This window comes from Stenotrophomonas capsici, assembly GCF_034961085.1.
In the GTDB taxonomy this organism is placed as follows: domain Bacteria; phylum Pseudomonadota; class Gammaproteobacteria; order Xanthomonadales; family Xanthomonadaceae; genus Stenotrophomonas; species Stenotrophomonas capsici.
Map to the genome: position 1 here is coordinate 619,457 of NZ_JAYFUH010000249.1, position 16,962 is coordinate 636,418.

At 66.8% G+C, this 16,962-nt stretch carries 15 protein-coding genes and 3 tRNA genes; 12 read left to right on the forward strand and 6 right to left on the reverse strand.

The window, feature by feature from the left end; genetic code table 11:
• Positions 1-86: 86 nt before the first annotated feature.
• The 3 genes from uvrB (at position 87) to VA603_RS15970 (ending at position 2,464) form a co-directional block, all read left to right on the forward strand.
• The gene (uvrB, locus tag VA603_RS15960) at positions 87-2,102 is read left to right on the forward strand and encodes an excinuclease ABC subunit UvrB (protein WP_313251362.1); all 2,016 of its coding nucleotides are present in this window, start codon (positions 87-89) and stop codon (positions 2,100-2,102) included.
• Positions 2,103-2,198: 96 nt separating this feature from the next.
• Positions 2,199-2,273: transfer RNA gene (locus VA603_RS15965), tRNA-Val, on the forward strand.
• A gap of 116 nt (positions 2,274-2,389) precedes the next feature.
• A tRNA-Val gene (locus tag VA603_RS15970) sits at positions 2,390-2,464 on the forward strand.
• An 80-nt stretch (positions 2,465-2,544) separates the two neighbouring features.
• Here the strand turns inward: VA603_RS15970 and VA603_RS15975 are convergent.
• Together VA603_RS15975 and VA603_RS15980 are read right to left on the reverse strand one after the other, a co-directional pair.
• The gene (locus VA603_RS15975; protein WP_323439432.1) at positions 2,545-3,603 is read right to left on the reverse strand and encodes a 4Fe-4S dicluster domain-containing protein; all 1,059 of its coding nucleotides are present in this window, start codon (positions 3,601-3,603) and stop codon (positions 2,545-2,547) included.
• A complete protein-coding gene (locus VA603_RS15980) occupies positions 3,600-3,890 on the reverse strand; it encodes a hypothetical protein (RefSeq protein WP_132862702.1) in 291 nt (96 codons plus the stop codon). The genes VA603_RS15975 and VA603_RS15980 overlap by 4 nt, the downstream gene beginning before the upstream one ends.
• Positions 3,891-4,086: 196 nt before the next feature.
• Here VA603_RS15980 and hemN point away from each other — a divergent pair, with 196 nt between their 5' ends.
• From hemN to VA603_RS16000, 4 genes are all read left to right on the forward strand, one after another.
• Positions 4,087-5,496, forward strand: a complete 1,410-nt coding sequence (hemN, locus tag VA603_RS15985) for an oxygen-independent coproporphyrinogen III oxidase (RefSeq protein WP_323439433.1) — start codon at positions 4,087-4,089, stop codon at positions 5,494-5,496.
• A 67-nt stretch (positions 5,497-5,563) separates the two neighbouring features.
• Positions 5,564-5,650, forward strand: a tRNA-Leu gene (locus VA603_RS15990).
• Positions 5,651-5,672: 22 nt separating this feature from the next.
• Positions 5,673-6,962 carry a nucleotide sugar dehydrogenase gene (locus VA603_RS15995; RefSeq protein WP_323439434.1) on the forward strand — a complete coding sequence of 430 codons (1,290 nt, stop codon included), beginning with the start codon at positions 5,673-5,675 and terminating at the stop codon, positions 6,960-6,962.
• Positions 6,963-6,992: 30 nt separating this feature from the next.
• A complete protein-coding gene (locus VA603_RS16000; RefSeq protein WP_323439435.1) occupies positions 6,993-8,615 on the forward strand; it encodes an FMN-binding glutamate synthase family protein in 1,623 nt (540 codons plus the stop codon).
• Positions 8,616-8,736: 121 nt separating this feature from the next.
• On the opposite strand, the gene VA603_RS16005 is transcribed toward VA603_RS16000, so the two are convergent.
• Both VA603_RS16005 and VA603_RS16010 read right to left on the reverse strand, forming a co-directional pair.
• Positions 8,737-9,975 carry a TIGR03862 family flavoprotein gene (locus tag VA603_RS16005; protein ID WP_323439436.1) on the reverse strand — a complete coding sequence of 413 codons (1,239 nt, stop codon included), beginning with the start codon at positions 9,973-9,975 and terminating at the stop codon, positions 8,737-8,739.
• A complete protein-coding gene (locus VA603_RS16010) occupies positions 9,959-10,390 on the reverse strand; it encodes an FKBP-type peptidyl-prolyl cis-trans isomerase (RefSeq protein WP_323439437.1) in 432 nt (143 codons plus the stop codon). The genes VA603_RS16005 and VA603_RS16010 overlap by 17 nt, the downstream gene beginning before the upstream one ends.
• Before the next feature lie 61 nt (positions 10,391-10,451).
• On the opposite strand from VA603_RS16010, the gene VA603_RS16015 reads away from it, so the two are divergent.
• The 3 genes from VA603_RS16015 to VA603_RS16025 all read left to right on the forward strand — a co-directional run bounded on the left by VA603_RS16015 (position 10,452) and on the right by VA603_RS16025 (position 12,781).
• The gene (locus VA603_RS16015; protein WP_132862708.1) at positions 10,452-10,817 is read left to right on the forward strand and encodes a DUF6164 family protein; all 366 of its coding nucleotides are present in this window, start codon (positions 10,452-10,454) and stop codon (positions 10,815-10,817) included.
• Between the two features lie 26 nt (positions 10,818-10,843).
• Entirely contained in the window at positions 10,844-11,599 is a 756-nt protein-coding gene (locus VA603_RS16020) for a sulfurtransferase (protein WP_323439438.1), read from the forward strand.
• Between the two features lie 189 nt (positions 11,600-11,788).
• On the forward strand, positions 11,789-12,781 hold the full coding sequence (locus VA603_RS16025; RefSeq protein WP_192288072.1) for an LLM class flavin-dependent oxidoreductase: 993 nt from the start codon (positions 11,789-11,791) through the stop codon (positions 12,779-12,781).
• A gap of 165 nt (positions 12,782-12,946) precedes the next feature.
• Here VA603_RS16025 and VA603_RS16030 read toward each other — a convergent pair whose 3' ends face one another.
• Entirely contained in the window at positions 12,947-13,606 is a 660-nt protein-coding gene (locus tag VA603_RS16030; RefSeq protein WP_323439439.1) for an exopolysaccharide biosynthesis protein, read from the reverse strand.
• Positions 13,590-14,900, reverse strand: a complete 1,311-nt coding sequence (locus tag VA603_RS16035; protein WP_132862712.1) for a hemolysin family protein — start codon at positions 14,898-14,900, stop codon at positions 13,590-13,592. The genes VA603_RS16030 and VA603_RS16035 overlap by 17 nt, the downstream gene beginning before the upstream one ends.
• A gap of 275 nt (positions 14,901-15,175) precedes the next feature.
• On the opposite strand from VA603_RS16035, the gene VA603_RS16040 reads away from it, so the two are divergent.
• Both VA603_RS16040 and VA603_RS16045 read left to right on the forward strand, forming a co-directional pair.
• A complete protein-coding gene (locus VA603_RS16040; protein WP_132862713.1) occupies positions 15,176-15,802 on the forward strand; it encodes a DUF47 domain-containing protein in 627 nt (208 codons plus the stop codon).
• Positions 15,803-15,815: 13 nt separating this feature from the next.
• Complete coding sequence (locus VA603_RS16045; RefSeq protein WP_132862714.1) at positions 15,816-16,937, forward strand: inorganic phosphate transporter; 1,122 nt, start codon at positions 15,816-15,818, stop codon at positions 16,935-16,937.
• Positions 16,938-16,962: the final 25 nt, after the last annotated feature.

The following is a 16,962-nucleotide window of genomic DNA, read 5'->3' on the forward strand; positions in this document are numbered from 1 at the left end:
GGTCGACTGTCGCCCTAATCCCACGCCGCAGAGGCGGGTAGGGCAGGCTCGCTATACTGGGCAGTCCACGCAGGCAAGGCCTCCCCATGTCCGACAGCTTCCAGCTCGTATCGCCTTACGCTCCGGCCGGTGACCAGCCTGCCGCCATCGAGAAGCTGGTGGCCAATTTCGAAGCGGGCATCGCCAAGCAGACGCTGCTGGGCGTGACCGGCTCGGGCAAGACCTACACCATCGCCAACGTCGTGCAGCAGATCCAGCGGCCGACGCTGGTGATGGCGCCGAACAAGACCCTGGCCGCGCAGTTGTACGGCGAGTTCAAGGCGTTCTTCCCGCACAACGCGGTGGAATACTTCGTCAGCTATTACGACTATTACCAGCCGGAGGCCTACGTGCCGGCCTCGGACACCTTCATCGAGAAGGACAGTTCGATCAACGAGCACATCGAGCAGATGCGCCTGGCCGCGACCAAGACGCTGCTGTCGCGACCGGACGCGATCGTGGTGGCCACCGTTTCGGCGATCTATGGCCTGGGTGCGCCCGAGGACTACCTGTCTTTGCGCCTGATCCTGTCCAAGGGCGAGCGCATCGACCAGCGCGACCTGATCAAGCATCTCACCCAGTTGCAATACACCCGCAATGAGTACGAACTGCAGCGCGGTACCTTCCGCGTGCGCGGTGAGGTGATCGACGTGTTCCCGGCCGAACTGGACAGCGAGGCGGTGCGTATCGAGCTGTTCGACGGCGAGATCGAGCAACTGAGCATGTTCGACCCGCTCACCGGGGAAAGCCTGCGCAGGATGCAGCGCTACACCATCTACCCCAAGACGCACTACGCGACCACGCGTGAGCGCGTGCTGGCGGCGATCGAGACCATCAAGGTCGAGCTGAAGGAGCGGCTGGAGCTGCTGTACGCGCAGAACAAGCTGGTCGAAGCGCAGCGCCTGGCGCAGCGCACCCAGTTCGACCTGGAGATGATGGCCGAGGTCGGCTACTGCAACGGCATCGAGAACTACTCCCGCCACCTCACCGGCAAGGCTGCCGGCGAGCCGCCGCCGACCCTGTTCGACTACCTGCCGGCCGACGCGTTGCTGGTCATCGACGAATCGCACGTCACCATTCCGCAGATCGGCGCGATGTACAAGGGCGACCGCTCGCGCAAGGAAACGCTGGTGGAGTTCGGCTTCCGCCTGCCCTCGGCGCTGGACAACCGCCCGCTGCGGTTCGAGGAATGGGAGGCGCGCTCGCCGCGCAGCATCTACGTGTCGGCCACGCCTGGCCCGTACGAGCTGCGCGAATCCGGCGAGGAGATCACCGAGCTGGTGGTGCGCCCGACCGGCCTGATCGATCCGCAGGTGGAGATCCGCCCGGTCGGCACCCAGGTCGATGACCTGATGTCCGAGTGCAATGCGCGCATCAAGATGGGCGACCGCGTGCTGGTCACCACGCTGACCAAGCGCATGGCCGAGAACCTCACCGAGTACCTGGGCGAGCACGGCATCCGGGTGCGCTACCTGCACTCGGACGTGGACACGGTGGAGCGGGTGGAGATCATCCGCGACCTTCGCTTGGGCAAGTTCGACGTGCTGGTCGGCATCAACCTGCTGCGCGAGGGCCTGGATATGCCGGAAGTATCGCTGGTGGCGATCCTGGACGCGGACAAGGAGGGCTTCCTGCGCTCGACCGGTTCGTTGATCCAGACCATCGGCCGTGCCGCCCGCAACGTGCGCGGCAAGGCGATCCTGTACGCCGACAAGATGACCCGCTCGATGCAGGCGGCCATCGACGAAACCGACCGTCGCCGGCAGAAGCAGGTGGAGTACAACGAGTTGCACGGCATTGTGCCCCGCTCGGTGGCGCGGCCCATCGTGGACATCCTGGAAGGGGCGCACGAGGAGGGTTCGGCCAAGTCCAGCGTCAAGGGCAAGGGGCGTCGCGTGGCCGAGCCGGAGGCCGACTACCTGCCAATGGACCCGGGCAAACTGGCGGCGCGGATCAAGGAGCTGGAACAGAAGATGTACCAGCATGCCCGCGACCTGGAGTTCGAGGACGCGGCCCGGGTGCGCGACCAGATCCACAAGCTCAAGGAGGCCAATCTGGGCTGAGGTGGCCAGCGTGAAGATTTTTGCAGAAAACGGTTGTCCAACCGGGCCGGGTTGGTTAAGATACGCGCCCTCGCAACGGTGAATTGTTGCAGCGACGGGCGGTTAGCTCAGCGGTAGAGCACTACCTTGACATGGTAGGGGTCACAGGTTCGAACCCTGTACCGCCCACCACTCCCCGGAATCGGGTCGAGTGGACATCCAAAAAGGCCGGCCATCGGGTCGGCTTTTTTGTTGAAGCAGTACCCCGGTGCGGGCAGCACCACCGCAATGCACGCGTGTTGCGAAAGGGGCGGTTAGCTCAGCGGTAGAGCACTACCTTGACATGGTAGGGGTCACAGGTTCGAACCCTGTACCGCCCACCACTCCCCGCAGCGGGGGGGGGAACAGAAAAGCCGGCCTTGGGCCGGCTTTTTCGTGTCTGCCCTCCAGGAGGGGGTGAACCTCAGTACGGCGCCCCGGCGGTAACGATGGTCAGTACCAGTGCCACCAGCATGGCGGCCGTGAACAGCAGGGGTTTGACGCGCAGCGCGGGCGGGGGCTGCCCGCCGTCCGGCTCCGGCGCCATGCGTCGGATCAGGCCTTCGGGGAAATGCTGGAGCACCATCGCCTCGTCGCAGGCGTCTTCGCAGGCGCCGCATTCGATGCAATGGCTGGAATGGCCATTGCGGATATCCAGCCGGATCGGGCACGCCTGCAGGCAGGCCCCGCAATCGGTGCAGTCGCCCAGGTGCTCGGGGTTGAACTTGGGCAAGGCGCCGGCAATGGCCGGATGGGCGGCACGAAACACGTAGTCGTTGGCGGTCACCGGGTCGAGCAGCCCGCGCGAGCGATGCAGCACGCTCGGGCCGCCGTGTGGGCGTGGGCCGCGCGGTTCGCCGCGCGCGGCGATGTAGCGGACGGTGGGCGTGCGTGCATCGGTGATCAGGTGCTGCACGCGGCTGTAGGGGCACAGGTGGCTGCAGACCTGTTCATGCAGGTAGACCACGTTGGCCCAGGTGGCCAATGCGTAGAAGACGATCCAGAAGCCTTCCCACATGCCCAGCGAAAAATGCGTCAGGTCATGGATCAGGCCGCCGATGGGGCTGAAGTAGCCGACGAAGCTGATGCCGGTCCACAGGGCGATGGCGGCCCACAGCACATGCCGCAGCGCCGGCCCGAAGCGGGCGGCCGGGCCATCGAAGGCGGTGAGTTGGTCGAGCGTGCGGAATACCCGGGTCAGCACGGTCTGCGGACAGACATGGCTGCACCACAGCCGGCCGCACATCACCGTGACCAGGCACAGCAGCGCTGCGGCCGCGGTGACCAGCCAGAACAGGGGCAGGGCGTTCTCCGGCTGCAGGCTGTACCCGAACAGATGGAACCGCCGCGCCGACAGGTCCAGCAGCAGGATCGGCTGGCCGTCCAGCCGCAGCCACGGCAGCAGGTAGAACGCGGCCAGCAGCGCCAGCGCGACGGCCGTGCGCAGCGCGGTGCGGGCGCGCTTGCCTTGCGACAGGCTCATTCGAAGGCGCTTCCGTCGTCGGCATCCCTGCGCGGGCGCAGCAACAACGCGGTGACGGCGCTGGCCGAGGCGGTGGCCAGCCACAGCAGCAGGAAGCCGATGGTGTAGCCCAGTTCGCGGCTGATGCCGTGCTGCGGCAGGCTGATGGCGGCCAGTTTCAGGGGGTCGACCACCGAGAAGAACAGCGCAGCGGCGACCACGGCGGCGAAGAAGCTGGGCCAGAGCACCGCGCCAAGTTGCTGTGCGGCAGGGCGTAATGAAGGCGGCGCAGGGTCGATGTCGTTCATGGGTTCCGGAGAGAGGAGCGGGGCCGGTGCCGCGCGCCCGTGGGGGAGGCGGGTACGCGATGGATGGGCGCAATGACGAGGACCGCAGCCTAGAAGGCGATCGCGCCGAAGGCCTTGATCTGGATCAAGCCATGGGCCGCGGCCGGATTGATCTGGCTCAAGGCGCGGCCAGCCCGGCTGGCAGATCCTAGGCGCCATGGACACGAATCCCGTACTGCTGAACCCGCTGGGCTGGACCTTCGACCCGGAACTGCTGCGCCGGCATGATCGTCCTGGGCCGCGCTACACCTCCTATCCCACGGCGCCGCACTTCCATGACGGCTACGGCCAATCGCAGCTGCAGGCCGCCATCGCACGCAGCAACACCTCGGCGCGGCCGCTCTCGCTCTACGTGCATGTCCCGTACTGCACCAGCCCCTGCTTCTACTGCGGCTGCAACCGGGTGATCAGCCGTGACCGCAGCAAGGGCGAGCACTACGTGGACCAGATGCTGCGCGAGGCGGACCGCGCCGCGCCGTTGTTCGACCCGGCCCGCGAAGTCATCCAGCTGCACCTCGGCGGCGGAACGCCCAACTTCCTGGAGCCGGCGCAGCTGCAGCGGTTGCTGGAAGGGCTGGGAAAACGCTTTCGTTTCAGCCCGCGCGCCGAGCGTGATTTCTCCATCGAACTGGACCCCCGTTCGGTCAGCGTGGCCGATATCGCCGGACTGGCGGCGCTGGGCTTCAACCGCGCCAGTCTTGGCGTGCAGGACTTCGATCCGGACGTGCAGCACGCCATCAACCGCGTGCAGGGCGTCGATGACACGATGGCCATCCTCCAGGCCTGCCGCGACAGCGGCATGCGCTCGGTCAACGTGGACCTGATCTACGGCCTGCCGAAGCAGACGCTGGCCGGCTTCGGGCGCACGCTCGACACCGTGATGGCCGTGCGTCCGGATCGCCTGGCGATCTATGGCTACGCGCACCTGCCGCACATGTTCAAGGCGCAGCGCCAGATCCTCGATGCCGACCTCCCCGATCCGGACCAGAAGCTGGCCCTGCTGGGGTTGGCGGTGGAACGGCTGTCGGCGGCCGGTTACCAGTACATCGGCATGGATCATTTCGCCCTGCCGGAAGAGGATCTCGCGCGCGCCCAGCGGGCGGGCAGCCTGCATCGCAATTTCATGGGCTACACCACGCACGCCGACACCGACCTGCTGGGGCTCGGGGTGAGCGCCATCAGCCGCATCGACAACAGCTACAGCCAGAACCCGCGTGATCTCAAGGACTGGGAGGCGCGCCTGGAAGCGGGAGGCTTGCCGGTCTGGCGTGGCCTGGAACTGGATGCCGATGATGTGCTGCGCGCGGCGCTGATCCAGGAGCTGATGTGCCATGGCCGGGTGGACGGACGTGCATTGGGCCGTCGCCATGGCGTGGACTTTGACCGCTACTTCGCCGACGAGCTGCAGGCGCTGCGCGGCTTGGAGCAGGACGGGCTGGCCAGCTGCCGGGATGGCGTGGTGGCCGCCACGCGCCAGGGGCGCCCCCTGCTGCGCCTGATCGCGATGTGCTTTGACCGTTACCTGAAGGCGCCCCAGCAACCGGCCCGCTATTCACGCGCGATCTGATGCCGGCGCCGCCCGCCACGCCGGCCGCAATTCACAATTGCGGCCGGATCAGGCACGCTATCGCGATGCCCGGGTGGCGAAACTGGTAGACGCAAGGGACTTAAAATCCCTCAGCTGCAAGGCTATGCGGGTTCGATCCCCGCCCCGGGCACCACCTTCGTATTGTCAGGAGCGGCATGAGCGCCCGGATTACTGCTGCGGCCGAGCCGCGGATCGCCATCATCGGCCTGGGGTACGTGGGCCTGCCGCTGGCGGTGGAGTTCGGCAAGACGCTGGACGTGCTGGGGTACGACATCGATGCCGCACGCGTGGCCGAGCTGCAGGCCGGGCACGATCACACGCTGGAGCTGGAAGACGATGAACTGGCCGCGGGCGTGCATGCCCGCTACACGGCCGACGCCGCCGCGCTGGCGCCACGCAACGTCTACATCGTCACCGTGCCCACGCCCATCGACGCCTACGAGCAGCCTGACCTGGAGCCGATGCGGCGCGCCAGCGCGTTGATCGCCGGCGTGCTCAAGCGCGGTGACCTGGTGATCTACGAGTCCACCGTGTACCCGGGGACCACCGAGGAAGTCTGCGTGCCACTGCTGGAGCAGGGTTCGGGGCTGCGTTTCAACGAGGACTTCTACTGCGGCTACAGTCCCGAGCGGATCAACCCGGGCGACCGCCAGCGGCGCCTGCCGGACATCCGCAAGATCACCGCCGGTTCCACCCGTGAAGCGGCCGACGTGGTCGATGCGCTGTACCGGCGCATCATCACCGCCGGTACCTGGCCGGCGCCGTCGATCCGCGTGGCCGAGGCGGCCAAGGTGGTGGAGAACATCCAGCGTGACGTGAACATCGCGCTGGTCAACGAACTGGCGCTGATCTTCGACAAGCTGGAGATCGACACCCTCGATGTCCTCGAGGCGGCGGGCACCAAGTGGAACTTCCTGCCGTTCCGCCCGGGCATGGTCGGCGGACATTGCATCGGCGTGGACCCGTACTACCTGCTGCACAAGTCCGAGAGCGTGGGTTATCACCCGGACTTGATCCATACCGCGCGCCAGGTCAACAACCGCGTGGTGGCGCACGTGGTCACGCGGGTGCGGTTGCTGCTCGAAGGCAAGGGCAAGGCCTTGTCCGGTGCGCGCGTGCTGGTGCTTGGCGTCACCTTCAAGGAGGACTGCCCGGACCTGCGCAACAGTCGCGCACTGGACCTGGTGCAGATGCTGTCCGCGGCGGGTGCTTCGGTCGATGCCTTCGACCCATGGGCGGATCCGCGCGGCGCGCACGACATGGGCGGGGTGACGCTGGCCGATGAACCCGCGGCCGGCGCCTACGACGCGGTGGTGCTGGCGGTGGCGCACCGGCAGTTCCGTGAACTGGATGTCGACGCCATCCGTGCCTTGGGCGTGCCGGACGTGGTGGTCTACGACGTGAAATCGGCCTGGCCCCGGCAGGCAGTGGACGACCGGTTGTAGAATCCGCCATCCCCGACCGCGAGGACGGTAATGCATCGTTATCTGGTTTATGTGCTGGCACTGATCCTGTTGCCGGTATCGCTGGCCCTGGCAAGCCAGTGGCCTGCCTGGTACTGGGGCGTGGCCCTGTTTGGCCTGATGTCGGTGCTCGGCACCTGGGATGTGCTGCAGCGCCGCAGTGTCCTGCGGCGCAACTATCCGGTGCTGGCGCATTTCCGCTATGGCTTCGAGTCGATCGGGCCGGAGATCCGCCAGTATTTCGTGCAGAGCGACCTGGAGGACGTGCCGTTCTCGCGCCAGCAGCGCCAGTTGATCTACCAGCGTTCACGCAACGAGATGGACGTGGTGCCGTTCGGCACGCTGCGCAGTGCTTATGCGGTGGATTACGAATGGATCAACCATTCACTGTCGCCGACCAGCATCCCGCATCATGATTTCCGCGTGGTCATCGGTGCCGATTGCGCCAAGCCGTATTCGGCGAGCGTGTTCAACATCTCGGCGATGAGTTTCGGCTCGCTGTCGGCCAACGCGATCCGCGCACTCAACAAAGGCGCGCAGCTGGGCAACTTCTACCACGACACCGGCGAAGGCTCGATCTCGCCCTACCACCGCGAACAGGGCGGCGACCTGGTATGGGAGCTGGGCTCGGGGTACTTCGGCTGCCGTGACGAGAATGGCCGCTTCAGCGAGGAGCGCTTCATCGAGAACGCCCGGCTTGAGCAGGTCAAGATGATCGAGATCAAGCTCTCGCAGGGCGCCAAGCCGGGCCATGGTGGCGTGCTGCCGGCGGCCAAGGTCAGTGCCGAGATCTCGCAGACGCGTGGCGTGCCGATGGGCGTGGACTGCGTGTCGCCATCCAAGCATTCGGCGTTCTCCACGCCGGTCGAGCTGCTGCAGTTCGTGGCGCGGCTGCGCGAGCTGTCCGACGGCAAGCCGGTGGGCTTCAAGCTGGCCATCGGCCATCCGTGGGAATGGTTCGGCATCGCCAAGGCCATGCAGGAAACCGGGTTGCTGCCGGACTACATCGTCGTCGACGGCGCCGAAGGCGGCACCGGTGCGGCGCCGGCCGAGTTCATCGACCACGTCGGCGTGCCGATGAACGAAGCCCTGATCCTGGTGCACAACACGCTGGTGGGCCTGAACCTGCGCGACCGCGTGCGCCTGGGCGCTGCCGGCAAGGTGACCAGCGCGTTCGAGATCGCGCGCACCATCGCGCTGGGTGCGGACTGGTGCAACGCCGGGCGTGGCTTCATGTTCGCGTTGGGCTGCATCCAGTCGCTGAGTTGCCACAACGACAAGTGCCCGACCGGCATCGCCACCCAGGATCCCAGCCGCTGGCGGCACCTGGAGCCGGTGGACAAGGCGCAACGCGTGTTCCGTTACCACGAGAACACCCTGCGCGCGCTGCGCGACCTGTTGGGCGCGGCCGGATTGAACGATCCGTCCGAGCTGGGCCCGGAGCACATCCTGCGCCGCGTGTCGCCGGTGGAGATCCGTTCGCTTTCCAGCCTGTACCGCTATCTGACCCCGGGTGAACTGCTGAACAAGGTGCCGGAGCATGTCGTGTTCCGCGACTACTGGGCCGATGCACGCAGCGATTCGTTCAACCCGCCCTCGCGCATCGCCGCGCTGCGCGCAAGCAAGGAACGCTGACCCCGGCAGCGCGGAGCCATGCTCCGCTGCGGTACTACCGGGAGAGCATCGTCGCGCATGGCTCGGCGCGCTCGCGACGATGTGCTCCCGGCAGGCCGGGATGGTGTCCGCGCATTGCGCCTTACCGCTGCGCCAACCAGGTGATCGCGCCTTCGGCAGCGCGCAGCCCGCTCGCGTAGCAGGCGGTGAGCAGGTAGCCGCCGGTCGGGGCTTCCCAGTCCAGCATCTCGCCGGCACAGAACACGCCGGGCAGGGCGGTCAGCATCAGCCCGTCGTCCATGGCTTCCAGGCGTACACCGCCTGCCGTGCTGATGGTCTCTGCCATCGGGCGCGGGCGCAGCAGGCGCAGCGGCAGGCGCTTGAGCGTACGCGCCACCGCGTGCAGGTCATTGCCCGCGTCCTTGCCCAGCACTTCGAACAGCAGCCCCGCCTTGACCGCATCCAGCCCCGCCGCACGGCGCAGGTGCTCGCCGAAGCTGCGGCCCCTGCGCGGCCGGCCGAGGTCGGCGAGCAGGCGTGCTTCCTCGCGGCCCGGGACCAGGTCCAGTTCCAGCTGCGCCCGGCCCTGCCGGTTGAGCGTCTCGCGCAGGTCGGCTGCCAGTGCATAGATCAGGCTGCCTTCAATGCCGTACTCGCTGATCACGCACTCGCCCTGAAGCTGCTGCGGCTGGCCCTGCAGGTCCGGCCAATGCGCGATCACCGGCTTGAGCGGTGCACCGGCATGGCGCTGCCGGAAATGCACGCTCCAGTCGATGTCGAAACCGCAATTGGCCGATTGCAGCGGTGCCACGGCCACGCCGTGCTGCTGCAGCACCGCCGTCCAACCGCCATCGGAGCCGAGCTGCGGCCAGCTGCCGCCGCCCAGCGCCAGGACGGTGGCATCGGCGTGCACGCCGATCTCGCCGTCCTCATTGCGCAGACGCAGGCTGCCGTCGCCATTCCAGCCCAGCCAGTGGTGCTGGACATGGAAGCGCACCCCCTGTTCCTTCAGGCGGCGCACCCAGCCCCGCAGCAATGGCGCGGCCTTGCGGTCCACCGGGAACACGCGCCCGGAACTGCCTACATAGGTATCCACGCCGAGGCCCTGCGCCCAATGGCGCAGGGCCTCGGCATCGAAGCCGTCCAGCCAGCGGCCAACCTGCGCCTGCCGTTCGCGATAGCGGCTGTCGAACAGCGGGCGCGGGTCGGAATGGGTGAGGTTGAGCCCCCCCTTGCCGGCGATCAGGAACTTGCGTCCCGGCGAGCCCTTGGTCTCGTACAGGTCTACCTGCAGGCCGGCGGCGCGCAGCCGCTCGGCGGCGAACAGCCCGGCCGGGCCGCCGCCGATCACCACGGCGTGTTTTTCAGCGGGGCTGGACATCAATTAGTTCAACATCAAAGACCAGCGAGGAGCCGGCCGGGATCGGCCCGGTGCGACGGTTGCCGTAGCCATACTCCGCCGGGATCATCAGCGTGCGCTTGCCGCCGACCTTCATGCCGGCAACGCCTTCATCCCAGCCGCGGATGACCTGCTTCTGGCCCAGGTTGAAGGCGAACGGTTCGCCGCGGTCGAGCGAGCTGTCGAACTTCTCGCCATGCTTGTCGGCGGTGCGTTCGTCGTACAGCCACCCGGTGTAATGCACGGTGACCTTGGTGCCGGGTACCGCTTCGGCACCGGTACCCGGCTGGGTGTCGATGCGCTCGAACGTGGCGATGCTGCCCCCCGGTGGCGGCCCCGGAGGCGTGCAGCCAGCGGCGAGCAGGGACAGCAGAAGCGGGATGAACAGACGGCGCATGACGGGCTCCGGCGGAAAGGGCGTGCAAGGGTAGCGCATCACTGCCGGGTATCATGGCGCGATGGCCAAACTGCTACTCAATCTGCGCAATGTCGGTCAGGACGAACGCCAGGAAGTCGGCGAGCTGCTCGACCGCAACGGCATCGCCTGGTACCGCACCGAACCCAGCCCGTGGGGGATCTCGCATGGCGGCATCTGGCTGCGCGAGAACGACGACCATCCGCGTGCCAAGGCGTTGATGGCCGACTACCAGGCCGAGCGCTCGCGACGGGTGCGCGGCGAGCGTGAGGCAGCGCTGCGCGATGGCACCGCTGAAACCTTTGGCTCCCTGTTCAGGCAGCGCCCGCTGTACGTGATCCTGGTGCTGCTGGGCATGCTGGCGGCCGCCGCGCTGGTGCTGCTGCCATTCATGCTGCTGCGCGGCTGAACCCGGCCGGCCGTTACAATACGGCCATGATCGTCAATACCGCCGCCTACCATTTCGTTGCCCTGGCCGATGCCGAGGCGTTGACCGCCACCCTGCTCGAGCGCGCCGAGGCGCTGGCGCTGCGCGGCACCATCCTGGTGGCGGAAGAGGGCATCAACCTGTTCCTGGCCGGCAGCGGCGAAGGCATCGATGCGTTCTATGCGCAGCTCACCGCCGAACCGCGTTTCGCGGGCATGCGGGTGAAGTACAGCTACAGCCAGATGCAGCCGTTCGCGCGGCTCAAGGCCAAGGTCAAGCCGGAGATCATCAGCTTCCGCCGTGACGACGGACAGCCGCTGGACTACCCGCGCGCGCCGAGTGTGGCCCCGGCCACGCTGCAGCGCTGGCTGCGGCAGGGCCATGACGATGATGGCAAGCGCGTGGTGATGCTCGATACCCGCAACGAGCAGGAGTTCGCGCACGGCACCTTCGCCGGCGCGCTGACCCTGCCGATCACCAAGTTCACCGACCTGCCGGCCGCCCTGGCGCCGCACCGCGATGCACTGTCCGACGCCACCGTGGTCAGCTTCTGCACCGGCGGTATCCGCTGCGAGAAGGCCGCGCTGTGGATGCAGAACGACGGCATGCACAACGTGCTGCAGCTCGATGGTGGCATCCTGGGCTATTTCGAGGAAGTGGGTGGCGAAGGCTACGACGGCCGCTGCTTCGTGTTCGACGAACGCGTGGCGCTGGACCCGCAGCTGCAGCCGCTGGTCGACCACGACGCCGGCCAGGCCGCCTGAGGCGTCCTGACGGCCGTTGGCCGGTAGCGGCACGGCGAGGCCGGTTCCGGGCAGGGCGCATTTCCCTGCGGCCGTGCACCTGAAGCGGCAGGGCAGGGGAGCTCTGCGGAAAACAGCGTTCAGGCTTCGCCTGTTCCTTAATCGATCCAGCTCCCCCATGTTGCGTGCATCGTCTTTGGAAGCCGCACCATGATCCCCCTTTCCATCCTTGATCTCGCGCCGGTCTGCGAAGGCGCCGGCCCGCGCCAGGCCTTCGCCAACATGCTCGACCTGGCCCAGCACGCCGAGCGCTGGGGCTATCGCCGTTACTGGCTGGCCGAGCACCACAACATGCCGGGTATCGCCAGTGCGGCGACCTCGGTGCTGATCGGTCATGTGGCCGGTGGGACCTCGACCATCCGTGTCGGCGCCGGCGGCATCATGCTGCCCAACCACTCCCCGCTGCAGGTGGCCGAGCAGTTCGGCACGCTGGCGTCGTTGTATCCCGGCCGCATCGACCTGGGACTGGGCCGTGCACCGGGCACCGACCATGCCACCGCGCGGGCGCTGCGCCGTTACTTCGACAGCGCCGACCAGTTCCCGCAGGATGTCACCGAGCTGCTGCATTACTTCGAGCCGGCCGAGCCGGGGCAGAGCGTGCGCGCGGTACCTGGCGCGGGCGTCGAGGTGCCGGTGTGGCTGCTGGGTTCCAGCCTGTTCAGTGCGCGCCTGTCGGCGGCCATGGGCCTGCCGTTTGCCTTTGCCTCGCATTTCGCGCCGGACGCCATGGACGAGGCGGTGGCGATCTATCGCCGCGAGTTCCGCCCGTCCGCACGCCTGTCGCAGCCCTACGTGATCCTCGCCTTGAACGTGGTTGCCAGCGCGTCGGAGGCGGAGTCACGCCGGCTGTTCACCACCCAGCAGCAGAGTTTCGTCAACCTGCGTCGCGGTCGCCCGGGCCTGATTCCGCCGCCACTGGACGACATCGAGGCGTTCTGGGAGCCGCACGAGAAGTCGGGCGTGGAGCGGGCGTTGGCCTGCACCGTGCTGGGTGATCCGGCGCAGGTGGCCGAAGGGCTCAAGGCCTTCGCCGAGCGGCATCGCCCGGACGAGATGCTGGTGACCGCCAACATCTTCGAGCACCGCGCGCGGCTGCGTTCATTCGAGCTGGCGATGCAGGCCTGGACCGAAGCCAATCGTTGACGCAGCGCAGGAGCGGCCTCGGCCGCGAAGCTGACGGATCATCCGGTCACAGGGTCCCATAGGACCCGTACCTGCTTCGCGCCTGAAGGCGCTCCTACGGTGGGTTGGTGGGAGCGGCGTTGGCCGCGAAGCCGGTGAACCCCGACAGGCGTTGCAGCAGGGCGCTCAGCCGCCGGTCCAGCGCTGGAACAGCTCCAGCACGCCGCTCACCAGTTGCCCGGACCCCATGCCGAAGAACACGCCGCCGGCAATGGCGGCGATCCAGTTGAACAGCATCAACGCGCCGTCGCGCTCGATCAGTGCCAGCGCGAACAACAGCAGCTGGAAGCCAAACAGATAGTTGGTGAAGGGGATCGGCAGGCTCAGCAGGATGCCGGTCAGGATCAACAGCAGGCCCGTCAGGATCCGTGCCGGCAGCGGGTCGATCAGCAGCGGCAGGCGGGGCTTGAGCATCCGGTCCAGGCGCTGCAGCGGGCGGCTGATCCGGTTGAGGAACTTGTGCATCGTGCCGCGCCTGGGACCGCGCCGGGCGATGAAGCCCGGCAGCCAGGGGCGCGACAGGCCGATGATCAACTGCAACCCGATCAGCAGCACCAGCGGGCCGCTGACCGCGCCGCCAATGCCCGGGATCGGGATGAAGGAGGGCAGGATGGCGATGAACAGGAACATGCCGAAGGCGCTCTGTTCCAATCCGTGCAGCACCTGCCCCAGCGACAGCTGCTCGGCCGGGTCACCCTTCTCGAACATCCCCAGCAGGGTGCGGATGCCCTCGTTCTGGTAGGCGTTGTCCAGTGCCGGGTCGTCCTGCTCAGCCGGTGGTGTCATCGGCATCTTCTTCCGGCAGGCGGTGCAGCAGCAGCTTGTCGATGCGGGCGCCGTCCAGGTCGACGATCTCGATGCGCCAGCCGGCCCAGTCGAAGAACTCGCCGGCGTGGGGGATGCGGCCGAAATAGTGCATGCACATGCCGGCCAGGGTGTAGTAGTCGCCATCCTCGGCGTCGGGCAGGCTGGCGCCGTCCATCAGCTCCTGCAGGTCGTCCACCGGCAGCGAGCCGTCGACCAGCAGCGAGCCATCGGCGCGGGTCACCACCAGCGCGTCGTCGTCGGTGTTCTCGGCCGCCTGCAGGCGGCCGACCACGGCGCCCATCAGGTCGGAAATGGTCACCAGGCCCTGGATTTCGCCGTACTCGTCGACGACCAGCGCCATTGACTGGTGTTCCTCGCGGAAGATTTCCAGCAGCTTCATCGCATGCGTGGATTCGGACACGTACAGCGTTTCGCGCAGGTTCTCGAACAGCGAGCCGTTGCCGCCGTCCAGGCGGGTCACCAGCGACTTCACCTCGAGGATGCCGGCGATGTCCTGGTCGTGGCCACGGTAGACGGGGTAGCGCGAGAACGCATGGTCGCGCATCGCCTGCAGGTTCTTCTCCGGTGCAGCGGTGGTGTCCAGCCAGGCAATGCGGTTGCGCGGGGTCATCAGGCTGTCGGCGGTGCGGTCGCCTAGGCGCATCACGCGGTTCATCATGTCGCGCTCATGGGTGTCGATCACGCCGGCCTCGTGGCTCTCGGCCACCAGCATGCGGATCTCCTCTTCCGTGACCGACGCCGACTCGGTCTTGCCCAGGCCGAGCACGCGCAGCACCAGTTGGGTGGAACGCGACAGCAGCCACACGCCGGGAGCGGCAATGCGGGCCAGCCAGCTCATCGGCACCGCAACGAAGCCGGCGATGTTCTCCGAGCGGGTCAGGGCGAGGCGTTTGGGGACCAGTTCGCCGAAAATCAGCGTCAGATAGGTGATCAGGGCAACGGCCAGCGCCTTGCCGGTGAAATCGGAATAGGCGAAGCCCGGGGCCAGCTCATGCAGCCAGCCGGCGATCATCAGGCCGATCGATTCACCGCCGTAGACACCGGTGAGGATGCCGATCAGGGTGATGCCGATCTGCACCGTGGATAGGAAATTCTCAGGTTTTTCAGAGAGTTCCAGTGCGCGCTGGGCGCGCTTGCTGGTGGCGGCCTGCTGCTTGAGGCGGCTCTTGCGCGAGGTCATGACCGACATTTCGGACATGGCGAAGAACCCGTTCACAAGAATCAGGGCAAGTACGATGATCAGTTCAAACACGGGCGTCTCCCCGGGTTGGTGGCAGGGAGGGCGGGTGCATGCGATGGCGGCGGGCGCTCAGGAGCGGGATCCGGCGCGGCGGCGGGGGATAAGGGTCGTCGTCCATAGGGTGCGCCGTGAAGGCGCTGGCGAATAGTAGCAAACCGGGCCCCTTTCGCGGCAACGCCGTGTTCACATTTCTCGTTCAGGTGGGACGCAGGAATACCCTGATTGCCATCTAGTCGTCATAATTCGCCCCCGGTGCCGTCCCTCCCGCGACGGCGAATAGGTTCCCCATGTTTTCGTTGCAGACCATCTTTGGCTCCGGCAAGCAGTTCTACACCTACCTCGACGAGGCCGCGCAGGCCGCCTATGACAGTGCCAAGGCGCTGCACGGGATGATGCGCGAAGCCGATCGTCAGCCGGCATTGGATGCCTTCAAGCTCGCCCGTCTGCGCGAGCGCGCTGCCTCGGACAAGATCAGCCAGGCGCTGGTGGACAGCTTCATGACCCCGATCGAGCGCGAGGACATCGAAGCGCTGGGTTCGGCGTTGTACAAGATTCCCAAGCAAATCGAGAAGTTCGCCGATCGCTATTCGCTGGCCGTGCAGCACCTGGACCAGATCGACTTCGCGCCGCGCGCGGCGATGCTGGAGCAGGCGGCCGGGGTGGTGGTGGAAATGGTCAACGACCTGCGCCACATGAACCTGGACCGCATGACCGCGCTCAACGAGAAGCTGCGTGCGCTGGAGAACGAAGCCGATCGCCTGATGCTGGAGTTGTACCGCGACATCTACTCCGGTCGCCTGGACAACCTGCAGATGTTCCTGCTGAAGGAATTCTTCGAGATCCTGGAAAAGGCCATCGACCGTTGCCGCGAGGCCGGTGTGGTGGTTTACCAGATCGTGCTGAAAAACAGCTGACGGGGGCGGGTAGATGCTCACCCTCGTACTGGTGGTGATCCTGGCAGCGCTCGTCTTCGAGTTCATCAACGGCTTCCACGACACCGCCAACTCCATCGCCACCGTGGTGGCGACCAAGGTGCTCTCGCCCGGCTGGGCGGTGATGCTGGCTGCAGGCATGAACCTGATCGGTGCGCTGACCGGCACCGCGGTGGCGCTGACCATCGCCAACGGCCTGCTCAATACCGACGTGGTCGACGTGACCCCGCAGGTGATCCTGTGCGCGCTGCTCGGCGGCATCGTCTGGAACCTGATCACCTGGTGGAAAGGCCTGCCGTCCTCGTCCTCGCACGCGCTGATCGGCGGTCTGTGCGGTGCCGGCCTGGCGGCCGCGCACAACAACTGGGACGCGTTGATCTGGTCCAAGAACGTCGGCGACTGGGCGCAGAACAAGGGCCTGTTGTGGAAGGTGTTCGTGCCGATGATCACCTCGCCGGTGGCGGGCTTCTTGCTCGGCATCGTGGTGATGTGCCTGCTGTGGGCGATCATCGCCGGCATGGCGCGCGCCGGTGGCGTGCTTGGCCGCCTGGCCCGTCCGCGCTGGGTCAATGCCTTCTTCGGCAAGGCGCAGATCGTCTCGGCGGCCTACATGGGTTTCGCCCACGGCCACAACGATGCGCAGAAGACCATGGGCATCATCGCCATGACCCTGATCGGTGCCGAAGCGACCGGCGCGCTGAACGACCTGCCGTCCTGGCTGGCCTTCATGCACCCGGACGCGCATGCCGGTGACGGCATCGCGATGTGGATCGTGCTGACCTGTGCGGTGGTGATGGCTGCCGGCACCGCCTCCGGCGGCTGGAAGATCATCAAGACGCTGGGCCACAAGATGGTCAAGCTGCACCCGATCCACGGCTTCGCCGCGGAGACCAGCTCGGCGACGATCCTGACCCTGGCTGCCCACTTCGGCATGCCGGTCTCGACCACGCACAGCATCTCCACCGCGATCATGGGTGTGGGCTTCGCCAAGAACCCGAAGTCGCTGCGCATCGGCGTGATCGAGCGCATCATCTGGGCTTGGATCCTGACCATCCCGGCCGCCGGTGGCTGTGCCTATCTGATCCTCAAGCTGTTCGCGTTGATCGGCTGGAATTGATCGGTCGTTGATCGACGAAGAAGTG